Source organism: Niveispirillum sp. SYP-B3756 (assembly GCF_009495745.1).
GTDB lineage: Bacteria > Pseudomonadota > Alphaproteobacteria > Azospirillales > Azospirillaceae > Niveispirillum.
Map to the genome: position 1 here is coordinate 597,007 of NZ_WIDQ01000002.1, position 20,131 is coordinate 617,137.

Annotated in this window: 16 protein-coding genes and 1 pseudogene; 9 read left to right on the forward strand and 8 right to left on the reverse strand. The window is 62.9% G+C overall.

The features are described 5' to 3' along the window. Window positions 1-9 precede the first annotated feature (9 nt). The 5 genes and pseudogenes from GE253_RS25780 to GE253_RS06565 form a co-directional block, all read right to left on the reverse strand. Window positions 10-957 (reverse strand): annotated as a pseudogene (locus tag GE253_RS25780) (AraC family transcriptional regulator); the annotation flags it as partial. Window positions 958-1,135: 178 nt separating this feature from the next. After that, entirely contained in the window at window positions 1,136-1,684 is a 549-nt protein-coding gene (locus tag GE253_RS06550) for a DUF4166 domain-containing protein (RefSeq protein ID WP_153203310.1), read from the reverse strand. A 3-nt stretch (window positions 1,685-1,687) separates the two neighbouring features. Then, window positions 1,688-2,158, reverse strand: a complete 471-nt coding sequence (locus tag GE253_RS06555) for a DUF2269 domain-containing protein (protein WP_153203311.1) — start codon at window positions 2,156-2,158, stop codon at window positions 1,688-1,690. Next, a complete protein-coding gene (locus GE253_RS06560; protein ID WP_153203312.1) occupies window positions 2,151-3,449 on the reverse strand; it encodes an SDR family oxidoreductase in 1,299 nt (432 codons plus the stop codon). Before GE253_RS06560 ends, GE253_RS06555 begins: the two co-directional genes overlap by 8 nt. Continuing rightward, complete coding sequence (locus tag GE253_RS06565) at window positions 3,449-3,793, reverse strand: hypothetical protein (RefSeq protein ID WP_153203313.1); 345 nt, start codon at window positions 3,791-3,793, stop codon at window positions 3,449-3,451. The genes GE253_RS06560 and GE253_RS06565 overlap by 1 nt, the downstream gene beginning before the upstream one ends. Before the next feature lie 163 nt (window positions 3,794-3,956). On the opposite strand from GE253_RS06565, the gene GE253_RS06570 reads away from it, so the two are divergent. From GE253_RS06570 to GE253_RS06595, 6 genes are all read left to right on the forward strand, one after another. After that, window positions 3,957-5,792 carry a sensor histidine kinase gene (locus tag GE253_RS06570; protein ID WP_173012531.1) on the forward strand — a complete coding sequence of 612 codons (1,836 nt, stop codon included), beginning with the start codon at window positions 3,957-3,959 and terminating at the stop codon, window positions 5,790-5,792. Continuing rightward, the gene (locus GE253_RS06575) at window positions 5,789-7,153 is read left to right on the forward strand and encodes a sigma-54 dependent transcriptional regulator (protein WP_153203314.1); all 1,365 of its coding nucleotides are present in this window, start codon (window positions 5,789-5,791) and stop codon (window positions 7,151-7,153) included. The genes GE253_RS06570 and GE253_RS06575 overlap by 4 nt, the downstream gene beginning before the upstream one ends. Beyond that, entirely contained in the window at window positions 7,150-7,596 is a 447-nt protein-coding gene (locus GE253_RS06580) for a DCC1-like thiol-disulfide oxidoreductase family protein (RefSeq protein ID WP_153203315.1), read from the forward strand. The genes GE253_RS06575 and GE253_RS06580 overlap by 4 nt, the downstream gene beginning before the upstream one ends. Window positions 7,597-7,715: 119 nt before the next feature. Then, window positions 7,716-9,338, forward strand: coding sequence for an ABC-F family ATP-binding cassette domain-containing protein (locus GE253_RS06585; protein ID WP_153203316.1), 1,623 nt, complete (start codon window positions 7,716-7,718; stop codon window positions 9,336-9,338). A gap of 26 nt (window positions 9,339-9,364) precedes the next feature. Further along, window positions 9,365-9,976 (forward strand): TetR/AcrR family transcriptional regulator, encoded by a 612-nt coding sequence (locus GE253_RS06590; protein ID WP_211101365.1) that lies wholly within the window; start codon window positions 9,365-9,367, stop codon window positions 9,974-9,976. Window positions 9,977-10,159: 183 nt separating this feature from the next. Continuing rightward, window positions 10,160-11,383: an NAD(P)/FAD-dependent oxidoreductase gene (locus tag GE253_RS06595; protein ID WP_153203317.1), complete on the forward strand. Its 1,224-nt coding sequence runs from the start codon at window positions 10,160-10,162 to the stop codon at window positions 11,381-11,383. 64 nt (window positions 11,384-11,447) lie between these two features. On the opposite strand, the gene uxuA is transcribed toward GE253_RS06595, so the two are convergent. Further along, window positions 11,448-12,626 carry a mannonate dehydratase gene (uxuA, locus tag GE253_RS06600; RefSeq protein ID WP_153203318.1) on the reverse strand — a complete coding sequence of 393 codons (1,179 nt, stop codon included), beginning with the start codon at window positions 12,624-12,626 and terminating at the stop codon, window positions 11,448-11,450. 598 nt (window positions 12,627-13,224) lie between these two features. Between uxuA and GE253_RS06605 the strand changes: the two genes are divergently transcribed. Together GE253_RS06605 and GE253_RS06610 are read left to right on the forward strand one after the other, a co-directional pair. Then, window positions 13,225-15,507 carry a TonB-dependent receptor gene (locus tag GE253_RS06605; protein WP_153203319.1) on the forward strand — a complete coding sequence of 761 codons (2,283 nt, stop codon included), beginning with the start codon at window positions 13,225-13,227 and terminating at the stop codon, window positions 15,505-15,507. Between the two features lie 45 nt (window positions 15,508-15,552). Next, entirely contained in the window at window positions 15,553-18,237 is a 2,685-nt protein-coding gene (locus GE253_RS06610; protein ID WP_153203320.1) for a glycoside hydrolase family 2 TIM barrel-domain containing protein, read from the forward strand. Window positions 18,238-18,390: 153 nt separating this feature from the next. On the opposite strand, the gene GE253_RS06615 is transcribed toward GE253_RS06610, so the two are convergent. Next, window positions 18,391-19,173, reverse strand: coding sequence for a FadR/GntR family transcriptional regulator (locus GE253_RS06615; RefSeq protein WP_153203321.1), 783 nt, complete (start codon window positions 19,171-19,173; stop codon window positions 18,391-18,393). A 290-nt stretch (window positions 19,174-19,463) separates the two neighbouring features. Here GE253_RS06615 and GE253_RS26465 point away from each other — a divergent pair, with 290 nt between their 5' ends. Beyond that, window positions 19,464-19,595 carry a hypothetical protein gene (locus tag GE253_RS26465; RefSeq protein ID WP_282183187.1) on the forward strand — a complete coding sequence of 44 codons (132 nt, stop codon included), beginning with the start codon at window positions 19,464-19,466 and terminating at the stop codon, window positions 19,593-19,595. Here the strand turns inward: GE253_RS26465 and GE253_RS06620 are convergent. Further along, window positions 19,588-20,121: a flavin reductase family protein gene (locus GE253_RS06620; RefSeq protein ID WP_153203322.1), complete on the reverse strand. Its 534-nt coding sequence runs from the start codon at window positions 20,119-20,121 to the stop codon at window positions 19,588-19,590. The two genes, GE253_RS26465 and GE253_RS06620, sit on opposite strands and share 8 nt — an antisense overlap. Window positions 20,122-20,131 lie beyond the last annotated feature (10 nt).

Sequence of the window (20,131 nt, forward strand, 5' to 3'; positions counted from 1 at the left end):
AGCGAAGCGGCCCAGATGGCTGAAACCCCAGCGTAGCGCCACCTCTGTCACCGCATCCTTGCCCTGCAACAGATCCTCCCGCGCGCGGGCCAGCCGCAGGTCGCGCAGATAATTCAGCGGCGTGGTGTTGCGATAGGTCTGGAAGCCGGCGTGCAGTGTGCGCACCGATATCCCCGCCTGTTCGGCGATGGTTTCAATGCTGAGCGGCTGGGCCAGGTTGGCGCGGATGAATTCCTCCGCCCGGCGCACATAATAGGGGGAGACAGGTGCCGCCGATCCGCCCGCCAGGGCGCTGCTGAACGTGCTAGGCACCCCGAACAACAGGCTGTTGAACAGGGTTGATTTGAAGGAACGCAGCGCCATCGGGTGATGCAGCGGATGCTGGTCATCGGCCAGGGCCTGGATCAACAGCCCGATCACCTGTCGCACACCGGCACCGCCAGCGGTGGTGAAATCAAGCGCTGGGGCAAATTCCGGCATGGAAGCCGGCTCGCAGCCCAGCAGCTGGCGGCAATGGTTCAAGATATCCTGCGCTTCGATCCGCAGGATCACCTGCGGGCTGCTGGCGCCCCAGCGCATCCGCAAGGGCATGTTGGGGGAGACGAAGGAGGCCAGCCCGGCATGGGACACAAACCGGTGCCCCCCGCATTGGATGGTGGCTTCGCCCTGCAACGGGATCTGGATCAGATAGAAATGTTCCAGCCGGCCGGGATCGATTTCCACATCCCCGCCATATTCCAGCAGGCTTAAGGAAAGTTGACCACGCGCGAGATGGTACATGCCGGCTTCGACGGTGGCACCACCCTGGGCAGGGCGCAGATCATGCGGCTTGAAGACCTGCCCGACCGCCTTGCGTACCTGATCGGTTTCAGTGAAGCGAAATAATTCATGCGCCGGCTGCGCCAACAGCCGGCGCACCGATCCCCCGTCGGGAGGTGCTCCCGCAAGCAGTTCCATGACCCGTACTCCCGTTCAGCGCTTGTTTGGCTGGCCGGGCCTTTACGACACCTTGATCCCTTGGGGAAATGGCCATGCCTTATTTCAAATCCATCCTATTTCTCCCCGATATGGTTTGGAAGAAAAATCGTCTGTGGCGCCCGATCACCACAATGTCGAGGCATCGTCCGGGTCAGTTTCACGGGGCCACAAGCCGTCCACGGTAATGAATGATGCGCCCCAGCCAGGGCAGGGTGATTGGAATATCGAAAGCAAAACCCGCATCCTCCTGCCGCTCTGTCGCCGCACAACGCGGCGCCAGCCAGCCGGGCATGGGGATGCCCAGAAAGCGACAGCCCACCAAGGTCAGGTGCAGCGCCTCGGCCGTCACTTCGAGCTGAAACAGGTTGGTGATCATTCCCATCTGCTCGATCAGCAGGCCCTTTTCCGCCCCCGTGCCGGCCGTCAGGCGGCTGGCATAGTGGCGGTTGCCGAAGCGGCGCTGCCACTGTTCGGCGGTGGGCGTGCGGTCGAAAATCACGGTGACCGGCACGTTGCGCCCAGACCTGGGCAATCCCGTCAGGGTGCAGATCAGCCCGGGCAGCAGACCCGGCATCACATCGACCTGGGCCAGGCCTGACAGTTCCAGGCGGCCGCTGCCGTCATGCACGCGACGGACAGCGTCTGGCAGCAGGTCCATGGCCGGGCCCAGCAGGCGGCGGAAAAGCGGCGTCTCGTGCATGGCCATGGCTCAGACCTCCGGCTTGGCGATCATCAGATAGAAAATGGCGAGCACGCCGATAAAGGCGGGCCATCCCAGGGTAAACCAAAGGGCGGCATAGCGATGATAGAGCGGCGGCAGGCCGGTGCCGGTGGCCAGCGCTGCCTCAGCCATGCGCCGCATCTGGATTTGCAGCCAGACCACAGGCAGCCAGCAGCCCCCCACCAGCAGATAGAGCAGGACGGCCACCAACAGCCAGCCGCTATCCATTGGGTATCCTGCGAGACGGGCCAGCCAGACGCCCGTTATCGGCTGCACGATGACGGCCGGTGTGGTGAACAGCCAGTCGGCTCGGACGACATTGCGGTTCACCACGGCGGCAGCTGACAAGTTGCCGGATCGGTTGGCCATCCAGCCATGGAAAGCGGTGCCCAGGCCGGTGCCGAACAATAAGGTGGAGCTGAGAATATGGACATATTTCAACAGGACATAGTCATCCATTTTCCGCCTCCATCGCCATCATGACCAGCGTGGCGCCGGCGACGACCAGATTTTTTGTGATCGCCCCGAACGGGTGCAACCACAAATCGGGCAGGTAGAGGCTGATCAGGACGGTGTAACCAACCATCAGCACCAGCTGGGCGGCCCCCACCGCAACGGGCCGCCAGCGGCAGAGCAGTGCCAGCCCCAGTGTCAGGTCCAGCAAGGCGCCCGTATAGAGAGCCACGCCGGCCGACAGACCCGTCAGCCCCAGCGGTGCCAGCAGCGCGTCGCTGTCCGATACCGGGTAGAGCCCCAGTGAGACGATGCCCGTCCAAATCCAGAGTGCCGCCAGCAGCAGGCGCAGCGGCAGGGCCAGTGGCAGCAGCCGCGCCCGCCAGCGGTCCGCTGCCATCGCCGGATGCCGGGCCAGCGCCACCGGCAAGGCGCGTGCCGGGCGGCCCAGCAATTCACGCACCGGCCTGTCATCGCCGACATTGCCGGCTTTCAGCATGATCAGACTGTCCCGCGATGCCGGCCCCAGCCCGAAACGGTCGCCCAGCACCGCCCCCAGCATCAGCAAGGTGGGGGGCAGGGGCAGGAAGGGGGCCGGGCGAAGGCCCAACCAGTTGCGCAGGGCCCTGGTAACCCCATCCGTCGTCATCGCGACCGGTCCGGCAAGGTCCAGCCGGCGGGTGAAGGGCCCCGCGCGGTGCAACAGGTGGATGATCACCTCGACAACATCATCAACATGGATCGGTTGCACCTGCCAGGTACCGGGGCCCAGACGCAGGGGCAGGGGGGCGGCCGCCAGCGCCAGCAACATCTCTGTGCTGGCCCCGCCGCGCCCGATGATCAGTGACGGGCGCAGGATGGCCCAATTCATGTGCTGGCCGGTGGGGTCCAGGCTGGCCAGATGATCGTCGGCCGCCTTCTTGCTGCGGTGATAGGGGCTGATCCCGGTTTCGTCGGCACCCAGGGCTGAAAGCTGAATAACTTGGCGGACACCAGCGGCCAGACAGGCATTGAACAGGGCTTTGGCCCCCTGATCATGCACGGCAGCGAAACGGCCGGCCCCATCGCGGATCACGCCCGCCAGATTGATCACGGCGTCGATGCCGTGTAACCGGGCTTGCCAATCGGCCGCCCTGTCGTGGGCCAGGTCGCATGACATCGTGGCTGTTTCAGGAAACCGGCGTTGCAGCCGGGCGGGATTGCGGCCGGCGACGATGACCGTATCCTCCCCCTCCATCAGCCGGGCCAGCAGGTGCCGGCCGACAAAGCCGCCGGCACCGATGATCAGAATGCGCATCACATCACCTCCCGCCGCAGCGGCAGGTCATTGCCGCGCGGCGTGCGCGTCCAGATGGCATAGCCCATTCCCAGCAGTGCCACCATGATGCCGCCCAGGGCGTAAAAGACCACAGTGCGCAGGACGCGCACCGCATCGCCGGTAAGATCGACGGCTGAGACCGCCAGCAGCGGCACCAGAATCACCATCGTCACCGACCAGATGGCCCAGAAACGTGACCTTTGTTCAATACCGCAAAGGTCACTCAGCAGCGCCAGCAGCGGTCGCCACAAGGCCGCTGCGGCAAGCGAGGACAGGGTCAGCGTGATGAACCAGCCCATCAGCGTCAGGGAAAGCGAGCCCATGGCAAATCTCCGTTTCGTCCGTATCGGCGCCCCCGGACCTTCTTTGCGATTGGTATGCCATGTGCTGTATCGGCGGCGTAAATGCCGGATTCAGGCGCTTTCAGCCCCGGTCGCGCTGGTGGCACTGTTAACGGCGTGAACAGTTCCTGGTAGGATGCTGTCAATGATGTTTACAGAAACCATGCTCCCCACCCTGTTCTATGTCGGTGCCCTGGTGTTGTCGGGGCTGGCCGGTATCGGGCTGGCTTTGCTGTTGCTGCTGAAGGCAGCCCCGGTGCCAGGGGCACGCCTGCTCGCCCTGTTCCTGGTTGGTGTGGCGGCCTGGAGCGGCGGGCAAGCCCTGCCGCCCCTGTTCGGGCCGGTCAGCGATGGGGTGGTCGGTCTGCTGTTGGCGCTGGCGCCGCTGCCGTCCGCGGTGTTTGTGCATCTGGTGCTGGCCTTCGTGCGTTGCGGTGCCCCGGGGCCGCTGGTGCGGGCCGCCTATGGGCTGGCGGCGGCGGCGACGGTTTTGGGCCTGCTGGTCGATCCGGGTCAGGTGATGGCGTGGCGCGACTTCTGCGGTGTCTTCATCCCCAGTACCGCCGGCTGGGTGGTGATCGCTGTCTGCGGGCTATTGTCGGTTACCGGGCATCTGCGGCTGTTCAAGGGCTGGCTGGACCTGACGGGCCTGCGGCGGCGGCAGGCGGCAGCCATCGGCTGTTCCAGCCTGATCGGGCTGATCAGCCTGACGGGGTTTGCCTTTCCGCCCCTGGGCATCGATGCCTATCCCTGGCCGGTGCTGGGCCTGCCGCTTTATTCGGTGGCGCTGGTCTATGGCATTCTGCGCTATCAGTTGATGGATGTGAACCTGTGGGCGCGTCGGATGCTGGTCTGGCTGCTGCTGATGGGGTTGATGGCGGCGGCTGCCACGCTGGTAATGGCGCTTCCCCTAGCGTCAGGCACGCCGTTTGCCGGTGTGGAAACGTGGCTGCTGATGACGGTCATGACCTTGATCGCGCCGGCGATCTGGAAGCCTCTGCGCCTCGTCGCCGATCGGTTGGTTTTTCCCGGTGGGGATGTCTCGGCGGCTGACCTGGAAAAATGGCGGGTGGCCTTGGCCGCACCGGCTGACTGGCCGGCGCTGCTGGATCGCGCTTCCGCGCTGATCGGTGGGCGTCTGGGGCTGCCGGTCGCTGTGCGCCTGAAGGAAGCGGAGGGGCCGGTGCCCGCCCTTATCCTGTCGCGGGATGTGCGGGGCTGGCGTTGCGATCTGGTCGGCTGGCAGGATGCACCGCCCGGACCCCGCCACGCGGCCGGCCTGTTCGCCGGCTGCCTGGCGGAGGCGGCTGGACGGCTGGACCGGGCGGAAGCGCTGGCCAGGGCAGAGCGGGAACGCCAGCGGGAGGCGCGGTTGGTCGAGCTTGGTCAATTGGCTGCCACCGTGGCGCACGATTTGCGCAACCCGTTGAACATCATCACCATGGCCGCCACCGGCGCCCCGCCGGAGATACGGGCCGACGTCGCCGAGCAGGTGGGCCGTATGGAGATGCTGGTCCGCGACGTGATGGATTATGCCGGGACTGCCCGGCTGGATCGCCGCACCTTGTCGGTGGCGGATGCCGTGGCGCTGGCCCTGTCGGGGCTGCCGGGGCTGCGGGTGGAGACCAGCATCGACCCGGCATTGTCCGTTCAGGCTGACCCGCGCCGGCTGCGCCAGATGCTGGTCAACCTGCTGGAAAATGCCGCCGCCCATGGCCAACGTCTGGCCGTATTGGCGGAGCGGGTGGGGGGTGCCGTGCGAATCCATGTCTGCGATGACGGCCCGGGCGTTCCCGCCGACATCCGTGACCGGTTGTTCCAACCCTTCGTATCGCGCCGGCCCGGCGGCACGGGCCTGGGCCTGGCCATCGTCGCCCGCATCATGGAGGCCCATGGCGGAACGGTGGCGCTGGGCGACCGGTCGGGCTGGTCCACCTGCCTGACCCTGACCTTTCCTGATGACAGGGAGAACCGGATATGAACCCGTCGCGCATCCTGCTGGTTGATGACGAGCCGGCCTTCCAGCGCCTGGGCGCCGCCTGGTTGCGCGCGGCCGGCCATGTGGTGGAGGTGGCGGGCGATGGGGAGGCGGCGCAAACTGCCTTCCGCCGGCAGCCGGCCGATCTGGTCCTGCTGGATCTGTCCATGCCGCCGCACCATGACCCCGTGGCAGGACTGGATCTGATCACCGGTTTCGCGCCGTCGCCCGTGGTGGTGATCACCGGTCATGCCGATCATGCGCTGGCCTTGAAGGCGGTGGAACGTGGCGCCTGGGATTTCCTGGGCAAGCCGCTGGACCCCGACCTGCTGCGCGTCGTGGTCGACCGGGGGCTGGAGCGCGGGCGGCTGGTTGCCGAACTGCGACGCCTGCGTGAAATGGCCGGGGCGGCTGACGATCTGGGGATTGTCGGGACCAGCCCCGCCCTGGCCCGCCTGCGTGATCTGGTGCGCCGCATTGCGCCAACGCAGCTTTCCGTTCTGGTGCTGGGCCCCAGCGGCACGGGCAAGGAGCTGGTGGCCCGCGCCCTGCATGATGGCGGCCCCCGGCGCGATCAGCCCTTCGTTACCGTTCATTGTGGTGCCATTCCAGCTGAATTGCTGGAAAGTGAGCTGTTCGGTCATCTGAAGGGCAGTTTCACCGGTGCCCATGCCGACCGGCCGGGTCTGGTGGAAACCGCCCATCGCGGTACGCTATTCCTGGACGAGGTGGGGGAGATGCCCCCGCCCATGCAGGTAAAGCTGCTGCGTTTTTTGCAGGAAGGCACCTATCAGCCCGTCGGCGGGCGGGAACCGCGCAAGGCCGATGTCCGCACCGTTGCCGCCACCCATCGTGATCTGGAAGCGATGGTGGGCGAGGGTAGCTTCCGTGAAGATCTCTATTATCGGCTGAAGGGCATGGTGTTGCGCACCCCATCTTTGTCGGAAAGGCCGGAGGATGTGCCCGTGCTGGCCACCCTTTTCCTGCGCCGCGCGTCGGGCGGGGGTGCACGCTTCACCCCTGACGCGCTCGACTGGCTGGGGGGCCGTGACTGGCGGGGCAATGTGCGTGAATTGCGGGCCCTGGTGGAATGCGCCGTTGCCCTGGCGGGTCCGGCAGAGGCCGACGAGCGCTTGCTTGACGCGGCTGATTTGGCTTTTGCCGCCGGGGAGGAAGCCCGAATGCCGGCCGCCGCCGGCACATCCAACCGCCCGACACTGGATCAGGAGGTGGCGATGCTGGAACGTCGGCTGATCACCCAGGCGCTGGCGGAGGTGGGGCACAATCACACCCATGCGGCCCGGCTTCTGGGCCTGTCGCGCGTGGGGCTGTTGAAGAAGATGGACAGGATGGGCCTGCGATGAGCGACGCGAACCCCACTATACCGGACCCCGCTGCTCTGCTGCGGTTGCTGCGTGGGCCGACCTGCCTGTTTGATGGGGTGTGCAACCTGTGCAACGGGTCGGTGCGCTTCATCCTGGCGACAGAGGCTGACCACGACATCCTGTTCGTGGCCATACAATCGCCGGCAGGTAGGGCGGTGCTGGAAGCCATCGGCCTGCCGCATCTGACCAACAGTTTCGTCTATATCGATGAAGGCGTGGTTTCCTTGCGCTCGGTCGCGGCTTTCCGTCTGGCCCGACGATTGCGGGCCCCCTGGTCGTGGGTGAGGCTGTTCAGGCTGCTGCCGACTGGGCTGACCGATTGGCTCTATGACCGGCTTGCGGACAATCGGTATCGTCTGTTCGGCAAGCGTGACCTGTGTCTGGTCCCCTTGCCAGGCCAGTCGCACCGTTTCCTCAGTTGAGATCGTGGGCGACACCATCTGTACCCTTTGTCAGCCACACGGCCGAACAGAACAATGTCGCATCCGGCATCTTGTGGCATAAGGGGGCCCAATCTTAAGCACCTGGACCCCGGCCTCCCATGATCCGCCTTGAAAATATCAGCAAACATAATGGTCATCGCATTCTGTTCCTTGAGTCCTCCGCAGCACTGAACCGGGGGGAGAAGGTGGGGCTGGTTGGTCCCAACGGGGCCGGCAAGACCACCTTGTTCCGCATGATCACGGGGGAAGAACAGCCGGATACGGGGCAGGTATCGGTGGAGAAGCAGGTTTCCATCGGCTATTTCAGCCAGGATGTCGGCGAGATGGCCGGCCGCAGCGCCGTTCAGGAAGTGATGGATGGCGCCGGGCCGGTCAGTGAAGTGGCCAAGGAACTGGCCAGCCTGGAACAGGCCATGGCCGACCCTGATCAGGCCGACCAGATGGATGCGATCATTGAACGCTATGGTGAGGTGCAGGCGCGCTTTGATGAGCTGGGTGGCTATGAGCTGGAGGGCCGCGCGCGGGAGGTGCTGGCCGGGCTCAGCTTCAGCCAGGAAATGATGGACAAGGATGTCGGCGCCCTGTCGGGCGGCTGGAAAATGCGCGTGGCGCTGGGCCGCATCCTGCTGATGAAACCCGATGCCATGCTGCTGGACGAACCCAGCAACCATCTGGACATTGAAAGCCTGATCTGGCTGGAAGGGTTTCTGAAAGCCTATGACGGCGCCCTGCTGATGACCTCCCACGACCGGGAATTCATGAACCGGATCGTCAACAAGATCATCGAAATCGATGGCGGATCGCTGACCAGCTATTCCGGCGATTATGCTTTCTATGAACAGCAACGGGCGTTGAACGAAAAGCAGCAGCAGGCGCAGTTTGAACGCCAGCAGGCCATGCTGGCCAAGGAGATCAAGTTCATCGAACGGTTCAAGGCGCGGGCCTCGCACGCCAGTCAGGTGCAGAGCCGGGTCAAGAAACTGGACAAGATCGACCGGGTAGAGCCGCCGAAACGCCGCCAGACGGTGATGTTCGAATTCCCGCCGGCCCCGCGTTCGGGCGAGGATGTGGCGGTCCTGCGCAATGTCCACAAGGGCTATGGCAGCCGCGCCATCTATCAGGGTTTCGACTTCACCATCCGCCGCAAGGAACGCTGGTGCGTCATGGGTGTCAATGGTGCCGGCAAGTCGACCTTGCTGAAGCTGATTGCCGGGGTTGATCAGCCTGACAGCGGCACGGTCAATGTCGGGGCCAGCGTGAAGATGGGCTATTTCTCCCAGCACGCGATGGAGCTGCTGGACGGCGATCAGACCGTGTTCGAGGCGCTGGAAAGCGCCTTCCCGCAGGCAGGCCAGGGATCGCTGCGGGCGCTGGCCGGCTGTTTCGGCTTTTCCGGCGACGATGTGGAAAAGCGCTGCCGGGTGCTGTCCGGCGGGGAGAAGGCGCGGCTGGTAATGGCGATCATGCTGTTCAACCCGCCCAATTTCCTGGTGCTGGACGAGCCAACCAACCATCTTGATCTCGATACCAAACAGATGCTGATCACCGCCCTGGCGGCCTATGAAGGGACCATGCTGTTCGTGTCGCACGACCGGCATTTCCTGGCCGCCCTCTCCAACCGGGTGCTGGAACTGACGCCGGATGGCATCCATCAATATGGCGGCGGCTATACCGAATATGTTGCCAGCACCGGGCAGGAGGCCCCCGGCCTGCACAGCTGATCAGGGGTGCAGGGAAGTAGAGATGAATGATGTCACGTAAAACTGGATCGACCCATTCTTACCACCGTGAGAATCTGCGGCGTGATCTGCTGGAGGCCGGCTTTTCCTATGTTTGTGAACATGGGCACGATACGCTGTCGGTCCGGACGCTGGCCAGTATCGTCGGTGTTTCCTCCGGTGCCCCCTATCATCATTTCGCGGACCGGCGCGCCTTGCTGCTGGCGCTGGCCTGTGATGGCTATGACCGATTGAGTGGGGTGGGGGCGGATAATCTGCGGGCGATTTCCGATCCGTTGGAGCGGCTGAGGGCGATCAGCCGGCACTTCCTGCTTTTCGCACACCAGTACCCGCGGCTGTTTGACCTGATGTATGAGAGTGAGCTGACCCGGCCGCAACTCGACCCTTTGATTAAAGAGGCGCAACTTCGCGGCTTTGCCTTGTTGAAGGAGGCAATGGCGGAGGTCGTTCCAGACATACCGGAGAAGGATTTTGCGACGCGTATTCTGAGTGTGTGGTCCGCTTTATTCGGATTTGCGATGATCAGGAATAAAGAAATAATCAAGCCCTATGAAATGTCGCAGGATATAGCGGACTCTGTGGTGGAATACATTATTGGTATAGCCGCTTCCGTTCGGTAAATTTTCACCCCCATCTGGTGATGGGGGCGGTCAGCATCGCAAGCGCTGGCATTAAAAGCGCTCCCTGGGTGGCGCGTACCAAGGCGCTTGACAGTCCTGCGCACCCAATCTAAGCATTGCTTAGATTGGGTGCGCCACAATGCACCGGTCAAATAAAAATCAAACGAACTCTGGGAGGGCTTGATGAGCAAGGCTATCAAGGGGACCATTGCCATCGTTGGCGCTGGGCCGGGCGGCATGGCCGCTGCATTGGCGGCGATCAGGTTGGGATTTCAGGTCGTGCTGTTTGAACGCGCCGCGGAAATCAAGGCCGCCGGCAATATCCTGAACCTCTGGCCGCCGCCGCAGAAGATATTGAAACTGATCGGCGTCGATACGGATGATCTTGGCGCACCCTGTCAGACATTCTTTGAACGGTATGATGGCAAGCAGCGTGCCGAAGTGGTGCTGCCCGATGCGGTGGTGAGAGAATATGGCGGCGGGTTTATCGGCCTGCTGCGCTGGGGGCTTTACAAGCGGATGTTGGATGCGCTGCCGCCCGGTGTCCTGCGTCTCGGCCATAATCTGACCAGCATTCACGATGAGGGACGGCAGGTTAGGCTTAAATTCGCCAATGGCCAGGAATTTGTCGCCGACATCCTGGTCGGGGCGGACGGGATCAATTCATTTGTCCGCAAGCAATTATGGGGAGAGGAGCCGATCCGCCATCAGCGCCTGCATCTGGTTGGCGGCTATCTTTTTCTGAACAGTGCGCCGGAAGGCAAGGGGGTGATTGCCCATAACCGCACCACCCAGGTCAGCTATACCCCCATCCGGCATGAGGGGAAATGGGGATATGAATGGTGGGTGCTGGAGGCCTGCGACCCCAACCAGCCGCCCCCGGCGGATTTGCTGGCGTTCAGCCGGGAGCGGGCCGCCGGGTTCACCCGGAAGGTCAGGGAATTGATCGACGCAACCCCGGTTGCCCATCTCCAGCGCTGGGAAATTCGTGACCGTCCACCACTGAAACAATGGTCTAAGGGGCGGGTCACCCTTGTCGGGGATGCCGCCCATCCCACCTCGCCCTATGCCGCCTATGGTGCCGGCATGTCCATTGAGGACGGTTACTTCCTCGCCCGTGAACTGGATGCGGTTTCGCTAGATGATACGGCCGCAGTCCGTGGCGCGCTGCAACGGTTTGAGGATCGGCGCAAGCCGCATACGGCACAGGTCAGCCAGGGTGCCTTCCATACCGGGCGCATGTTCCACCATATGCCGAAATTGCTGCGACCGCTGCGGGACTGGGTGTTCGACAACACGCCGCTGCTGCAGAAATTCGTCGGTGACGCCATGCCGGGGCACATCCTGTCCCAACTTGCCGAAATCGAGGATGCCCCACCATTCCGGCGCATCAAAGCTGTCCCGTAAGCGGACCAGCTGCGGAGAAAATGTATTACACCCCGTGATCACTTTTGATCACGGGGTGGCGGTGTCAGCGAGACAGGCCGCGCTGGAAACGGATGCCGCGTTCCAGCCCGCGCAGTTCCGCCAGACCGCGCATCCGGCCCAGCAGCGAATAGCCGGGGTTGGTGACGCGGTTCAGATCATCCAGCATCTGGTGACCATGGTCGGGCCGCATGGGAATACGCCGCCCCTGCGCATCGGAAATGTCGCAGATGGCGGCCACAATGTCCGCCATACCGGCATCGCCTTCCAGATGGGCTGCTTCATGGAAGGATTTGCCATTCCCTTCGCGCTGGACCGAGCGCAGATGCACAAAGCCGATCCGGTCGCCCAGCCGCCGGATCATGCCCGGCAGGTCATTATCGGCCCGGACGCCGAAGGAACCGGCGCAGAAGCAGAGACCATTGGCGACGCTCGGCACCTGCTGGAACAGGTTGGTCACATCGGCCTCTGTGCTGACCACGCGCGGCAGGCCGAAAATGGGGAAGGGCGGGTCATCCGGGTGGACGACAAGCTGCACACCGCTCTGTTCCGCTGCCGGGCACACGGCTTCCAGAAAATGCAGATGGTTGCGCCGCAGCTGATCAGCATCGATATCGGCATAGGTCTGGATGGCGGTCAGGAACTGCGCGGAACTGAAGCTTTCTTCGCTGCCCGGCAGGCCGGCGATGATGGTGCGTTCCAGCGCCAGACGTTCTTCCCCGCTCATGGCGGCAAACAAGGCGGCGGCGCGCTGGCTGACCGCAGCCGAATAATCCGCTTCCGAACCTGGCCGCTTCAGGATGAACTGATCATAAGCGGCGACCGCGTCCCAGTCGAACCGCAGGGCGCGGGCGCCGTCGGGCATGGCATAGGAAAGGTCTGTGCGCGTCCAATCCAGCAGCGGCATGAAATTATAGGTGACAACCGGAATGCCGCAGGCGCCGAGATTGCGTAACGTCTGGCAATAGGCGTCGATCAGCTGTGCCCAGTTCCCAGCCCTGGTCTTGATCCCCTCATGCACCGGCACGCTTTCCACCACGTCCCAGGACAGGCCGGTCGCCTCGATCATCTGCTTGCGGGCCTGGATTGCCGCCATCGTCCAGACCGCGCCATTGGGCACCTCATGCAGGGCGGTCACGATGCCGGTGGCCCCGGACTGGCGGATATCGGCCAGACGGACCGGATCCTGGGGGCCGAACCAACGCATCGTCTGCTTCATGAACATTCTGGAAATCCTCTGCACAAGCCCCGCCCAACTGGCTCGCGTGCCGGGGCCGCCTCTCTGAAGGTACCTTTGCCATTCGCTCGGATGGTCACGCTGGATTGATGACCGTTAATGGTACAAAAATCAAGAAAATTGGTAAGGCCAAATTATTCGTTCGGACATACCCTCTTGATTGAGATGATGGCCGATTCGCATCGGCAACGGTGACCCTGCCTTGCTGGTGATTGAACGTATTTAGCAATACTTGATATCGGAAAAGCCGATAGATGCCCATTCCAGCTCTCAGGACAGGGCGGAAATCAGATGTTAGTGAATTGTTTTGAAAGAAACAGGTGGGGTTTGGTCCTACGGAGCTTCCCACTGGCATGGCCGGTCTGGCCGATATACCTGTGCTTGACGGCCAGTGAGATTGGGCATTATTGGTAATGCCAGTTTACCGATCCGGTAAATCCGGCGGTGGGGTGGGGGCCTGCGCGGACTGGATCGTCCTTGGGCGCTGAGCGGCCGCCCATGGAGAGCGCCACTGATCAGATCGTATCTCACCCAAGGCGGCCTGTATCTGTCCGTTCCAGATCAAAAATAAACTTTCAGGGAGTGAATGATGACGCGTTCCATGATGTGCTCTGCCGTGACCTTGATGTGTCTGGCAGCACCGGCCATGGCCCAAGGCACAGCCGACAATGCTGAATATGCGCTGGACGAGATTGTCGTTACCGCACAGAAGCGGCAGCAGAGCGCGCAGGACGTGCCTGTGGCGATGAGCGTCATCGGAGGCGATGCCCTGGCCAATGTCGGCGGCAGCAGATTGCAGGATCTGACCCAGCTTTCCCCCAGCCTGACCGTTACGCAAGGGGGCGACCAGAATAATAATTCCGTCGTTCTGCGTGGCATTGGTACGTCGGCCTTTTCTGTCGGTGTGGAAGCCGCCGTGCTGGTGGTGATCGACGATGTGGCCGTGGGCCTGTCCGGCCAGGGCTTCAACGACCTGCAGGATATTGAACGGATCGAGGTGCTGCGCGGCCCGCAGAGCACCTTGTTCGGCAAGTCGGCCTCTGCCGGCGTCATCAACATCACCACCAAGGCGCCGACCGACACGTTCAGCGGCTCTGCCGAGGTGACGGTGACCGATGATGATGAGCAGCGCTATGCCGCTGGTCTCTCCGGTCCGATCAGCAATGATTTGAGCTTCCGGCTCAGCGCCGCCATCGGCCGCTATGATGGCAATATCAAGAATGTGACCACCGGCCGGATGATCAATGGCCGCGACACGGAGAACTACCGGGGCAAGCTGCTCTGGCAGCCGTCGGACAAGTTCGATGCCGCCTTCTCCGCTTACTATTCAAAGACCGAGGCTGATTGCTGCGAGTTTGTTTCGATCCGCAAGACACCAGGTCTTCGCAATCTCTTCGGCGTCACCACCGATTCACAACTCGCGGGGATTACGCCCGGCCCCAATAATTTCGATGCTCGCGTCGATCCGGACCCGGTTTCAGACGCGAAGGATTATGGCGGTAATCTCAAGGTCAACCTGTATCTGGACGATCATGTGCTGACCAACATTACCGCCCGCAGCCATTATGCCGCCCATGATCTGGCGGATTTCGACGGGGCCAGCGGTCCCCTGTTCGGCTTGCCCAACGGTCTGACCCAGTTCGGTTTCTTCCGGGGGGACACGTTCAGCAACGAATTGCGTCTGGCAACCACCAGCCAGGCTGATCTGCAATATGTTGCCGGCCTCTATTATGCCGATAACAGCTTCACCCGTCGTTTCACCCGCACCGGCCCGGCCTCGCCGGGCGATTGGCGCGGGGAGACCGGGTCCAAGACCTATGCGATTTTCGGTCAAGCCGATTATGCCATCGCCCAGGGCACCAAGCTGATCGCCGGCCTGCGCTGGAGCCGGGAGGATATCAGCTTCACCTATGACCGCTACCTTAATGCCGGCGGCAACCCGCCCTTCAAGACCAGCGGGTCTGCTGATGATAGTGTGATCACCGGTAAGGCCGGTATCCAGCAGGATATCGCCGACGATGTGATGGGATTCGCCACCTATTCCCGTGGCTATAAGGGGCAGGCCTTCGACCTGACCACTTCCTTCACGCGGCCGGATAACCCGGCGCGAAACCCGGTACAGCCGGAAACCGCCAACAGCTATGAGCTGGGGATGAAGGGGAGTTTCCTGAACCGTCGCGCCCGGTTGAGTCTGACCGGCTTCCTGACCGATTATAATAACTTCCAGGCCCAATCCCAGGTGGCGGAGTTCGGGGGCAGCTTGTTCCTGGCCAATGTCGGCAAGCTGCGCACCAAGGGGGTGGAAGCGGAGGGATCGTGGCTGGCCACGGATAGCCTGACGCTGAATGGCAGTGTCGCCTATGTCGATGCCGTGATCCGTTCCTTCCCCACGGCGGAATGCTATTTCGGGCAGACGGCGGCGCAGGGCTGTACCGTACGGTCAACCGGCGGCCGCGCCCAGGATCTGGCCGGCCACACCCTGGCCAATTCCCCGAAATGGAAGTTCAATGTCGGGGCGGATTGGGAACTGCCGCTGGGGGAACTGCCCTTTACCAGCACGGTCAATGTCAATTACGCTTGGCAAAGCGAGGTGAATTTCGATCTGCGGGGTAATCCCAACACGGTGCAGGATTCCTACGGCATCACCAATCTCAGCATCGCCTTTGAGGATAAGGCGGAAGGCCGCTACCGGTTGACGCTGTTCGCCCGCAACCTGTTCGACAAGCATTATTTCTCCAGCGTGAATGACCTGACCAACGGCCTGATCGCCAATCCCTATCCGAACCCGTCCACGGCGATTGACCTGCGCGGACGGCGAGCACGCGATGCCAGCCGCTATCTGGGTGCGCGTTTCTCGATCAAATACTGATCCGAAACGCAGTACCAGCAGTCACACTCAGCTCGAAGGCTCCCGATGAAGCACGCACTGCTCGCCTCAACCTTCGCCGCCATGGTCGCACTGGGGACTTTCCCCGGTGCGGCCTGGGCAGAAGCCGCCGGCAAGGCCGACCCACGGATCACCATGGCGCTGAAGGAGGGCTGGCGGTTCCGCCTGGGTGATCTGCCCGGCGCGGAAAGGGTTGATTTCCCCGATGGCGGCTGGCCCACCGTTGCCGTCCCGCATACCTGGAACCGGGTCGGTTATTACAAGACACCCTCGCCAGACCGGATCAACAAGCCGGATAATCTGGAAAAAACGCAAGGCATCGGCTGGTATCGCCTGTCCTTCACCCCGTCGGCGGACTTCAAGGGCAAGCGCGCCTGGCTGCAGTTCGATGCCGTCAGCCGCCGGGCCGATATTTGGCTGAATGGTCTTTATCTGGGAAAGCACGATGGCGGTTTCTCCCGTTTCCGCCTGGATGCCACCGCGGCCCTGAAGCCGGGCCAGCCGAACCTGCTGGTCGTGAAGGCGGATAACAGCAAGCCGGTGCCGGGGGCGACAACGGCGGATATTTTCCCACTGGCCGGTGATTTCTTCGTGCATGGCGGTATCTATCGCAATGTTGCCCTGGTGGCGACCGGCGATATCCATGCTGCGATGCTTGATCATGGCGGCCCCGGCATCTATGCCACCACCAAGGCGCTGGACGGGACCAGCGCTGCAGTGCAGGTCGCCATTCAGGCGCGCAACAGCGGTGCCCGAAAGGCCAAGGTCACTGTTGCCACCAAGCTGGTGGATGCCGATGGCCGCGTCGTGGCAGAGGGCACGCAGACGGCCAGTCTGGCCCCCGGCGGCACGGTCAGCCTGGACCAGCCCCTGTCGGTGACGAATGCCAGGCTGTGGCAGAGCACCGATGATCCCTATCTCTATGATCTGGTGGTCGAATTTCAGGATGCGCGTGGTCAGGTGCTGGACCGGGTGAAGCAGAAATTCGGTATCCGTGAGGTGCGGTTCGACGCCAATAAGGGGCTGATTCTGAATGGCAAGCCGGTCCGCCTGCATGGTGTTGGCCTGCATCAGGATATGGAGGGCAAGGGCTGGGCGATGGAGGAGCAGGACATCGCCGCCGATATCGCCATCATCCGGGAGATGGGGGCCAACACCATCCGGCTGACCCATTACCAGCATGGCCCCATCATTCACGAGCTGGCGGACCGTTACGGGCTGATCCTGTGGGATGAAATCCCCCTGGTATCTGCCTGGGCTCCGCCCGGCGGCAAGGTGGCGACAGACGGTTTGCGGGCCAATGTGCGCCAGCAATTGCAGGAACTGATCCGGCAGAACCAGAATCATGCCGCCGTCGTCACCTGGGGCATCGCCAACGAGGTGGATTTTGGCACCACGCCGGTGGCCCCCTTCATTGGCATCACCCCCGGCTCCGATCCGGCCCCGCTGCTGCGGGAATTGCGGGCGTTGAGCACGGCCACCGATCCCAGCCGCCCCACGGTGCTGGCGACCTGTTGCGAAGGCGGCATGTTCGGCGACGCCTATATCCCGCTGGTGTCGGAAGAGGTGGAGCTGTCGGGCGCCAACCGCTATTTCGGCTGGTACTATGGCAAGCCTGCCGATCTCGGCCCCAACCTGGACGCGCTGCGCGCAGCGCGGCCCAACCAGCCGCTTTCCCTCAGCGAATATGGTGCCGGCGGTGCGGTGACGATTCACACGGATGACCCGCTGGGCGGGCCGGTGGATGCGCGCGGCCGTGACCAGCCCGAAGAATATATGAGCTATATCCACGAACAGGCTTGGTCGGTGCTGGGGCCGCGTGAGGATTTGTGGGCCAGCTGGATCTGGAACGCCTTTGATTTCGCCACCCTGGTGCGCCGGGAAGGTGACGCGGAGGATATCAATACCAAGGGGCTGGTGACCTATGATCGCAAGATCAGGAAGGACGCCTATTTCTTCTACAAGGCCAACTGGAACCCGGCCCCCACCGTCCATATCACCGGCCGCCGCTATGTCGACCGGGCCTATCCGGTCACCCCTATCCGGGTCTACAGCAATGCCCCCGCTACCGAGTTGCTGTTGAACGGGCGAAGCCTGGGGACGCGCAAGGACTGTCCCCAGAAGATTTGCATCTGGGAGAATGTGCCTCTGGATGAAGGGAATAATGAGGTGACCGCCACTGGGCTGTTTACCGAAGGGGCGGTCAAGGACAGCGTCCGCTGGACCCTGGCGAGCGGTTCTGTCGGCCGCTTCCGTATCGATAGCGGCGCGCTGGTCGCCGCAGAGGCCAGCACTGGCCGTTTCGGTTCCGATGCTTTCTTCACCGGCGGGACGGCCCGCAATGTGCAGCCCCCCAGCGGTTATGGCCCGCCACCGCCCCGCAAGCCGGTGAACGGCACCAGCGATACGGCATTGATCTCCAGCTATCGGGAAGGGGATTTCACCTATCGCCTGCCGGTGCAGGATGGCATCTATCAGGTCACCCTCTCCTTTGTCGAACCTGTCGCCGCAGCGGGGGAACGGCAGTTCGATGTCATCGCCAACGGGGAAAAGAAGCTTCGCGCCCTGGATGTTGCCGCCAGCGCCGGGGCGCCGCTGACCTTGGTGAAGCGGGATTTCACCGTCAAGGTCAAGGGTGACAGCCTCACCCTGCAGTTCGTCCCGATTAAGGGGCAGGCCATCGTCTCGGCGGTGGAGCTGGTGCGGAAATAACGGGAAAGGTGGCTTGATCCCATCGGTCAAAATTCTTGACCGATGGGATGACGGCGACTGCCGCCACGCGGCCCGTGCCGCTGGTATGATCCGGAAACTGGTCAGGCCAACCTTGCGTCAACTGGTATGGGGCGTCGGGCAGACCGGCGTCCTTCATCCGGCCAGTTTGGTATAGCGTTCGCGCTTCTTGCGCGCGGCACTGCGCGCTTCCTCAATGGCCTTTTCCTCCGTGGCGAACAGCAGGCTGTCCAGCACGGCGGTCAGATGCGCGCGCATGGCGTTGCGCGCCGCCGCCGGGTCGCGCGCGCAGAGCGCGTCATAGATGGCTGTATGTTCATCGACGACGGGCTTGATGTTGGCGCTGCGCGCTTTTTCATGCAGCAGGGCGCTTTCTGGTGACAGGGAACGCAGTTCCCACAGCCGTTCCACCGTCTCCAGGATTGCGGAATTCCGTGTCGCCCGCGCGATGGCAACATGAAAGGCGCGATCCGCCTTCTCTGTGCCGGAGGGATTGTTGTTTTCCCGCTGAATTTCCCCGATCAGGTTGGCGAGATCAGCCAGTTCATCATCGCGGATCTGGGTGGCGGCAAGGGCCGCCGCTTCGCCTTCGAACAGCAGTCGTGCCTCCGACAATTCGAAGGCACTGATGTTGAAGCCGGGCATATCGTTCTTGCCGGGCAGGCGTTTGACATAAGCGCCGGAGCCGACCCGTACCTCTACAAAGCCCTGTACTTCCAATGCGATCATCGCTTCCCGCACCGTTGGGCGGGAAACATTGTATTGCAGCGACAATTCCCGTTCCGCCGGCAGCCGGCTGCCCACGGTGTAACGACCAGAGGCCAGTTCCGTGATCAGGCGGCGCGCCAGATCCTGATAAAGCCGGTCACCCGACGGCATGTCGGGACGCGAAGGGCGATCCGCCACAGCATCACTCATAAGGCTCTCCAACCTGGCCTTACCCAATCGTTTAAGATGCCAGATCATTTGGAATTGGTCTGGCATCTTTCTATCATGGGGTTTCCCATCTGCCTAGAACGGCCCTGACGCGCCGCCGCTGGTCAACCGGATGCCGGCCTTTGCCGCCGGTCCCGGTAGCCCCCTGATCACCATCTGTACGGGTTTTGTCGTGGGAGACGGGCAATTACGCCTGGAGCGCCGTTGGAAAGGCAAGCCCGGTTGCAGCGATACGCTGCCTTTGTTCGGGCTGCGGCTGGTGCGGGTGCGTGATGGCACCGGCCATTGCCGCCGCCCATGGCAGCGGCGGCAATGGTGGTGTACTGGCCTTCAAGACCCTGGACCCGGAAGATGCCGAGCCAACCATTGCCGCTGCCCTTCCGTGCCCCTTCCTGATCAGGTGACTGGATGCAGGTGGTGATAGGCGCCGTTGCCATAAACCAGCGGGTGGAACGGATCGCTGATGTGGATGGCACCGGCCTTGCCGATGAAAATTCGGTGCGATCCGTAATCGATCATGCCGTCAACGCAGCAACGGATGCTGCATTGCGCATCCGGCAGATAGGGGATGCCATCATCAAAGCAACGCCAGTCATTGCCCAGGAAACGTTCCGGCTGCGCGCGGTTGCTGCCAAAGCTGCTGGCGATGTCCGCCTGATCCCCATTCAGCACATTGATGCAGAAGGCCCGACCGGGGGCCAGGGCGGCGCACAAGGATGAACGCTGGTTGATGCAAACCAGCAGGGAAGGCGGATCGGCTGACAGCGAACAGACGGCCGTGGCGGTGATGCCCAGCCTTGTCCCGTCGGCCAGACCGGTGATGATGCAGACCCCGCCAGCCAGCCGCCGCATGGCCAGACGGAATTCATCCGCCAGCGCCGGCATTGCGCTGGCGTTGGCGTTGGCGGATGGGGTGGCGATTTCACTCATGCGCCGATGC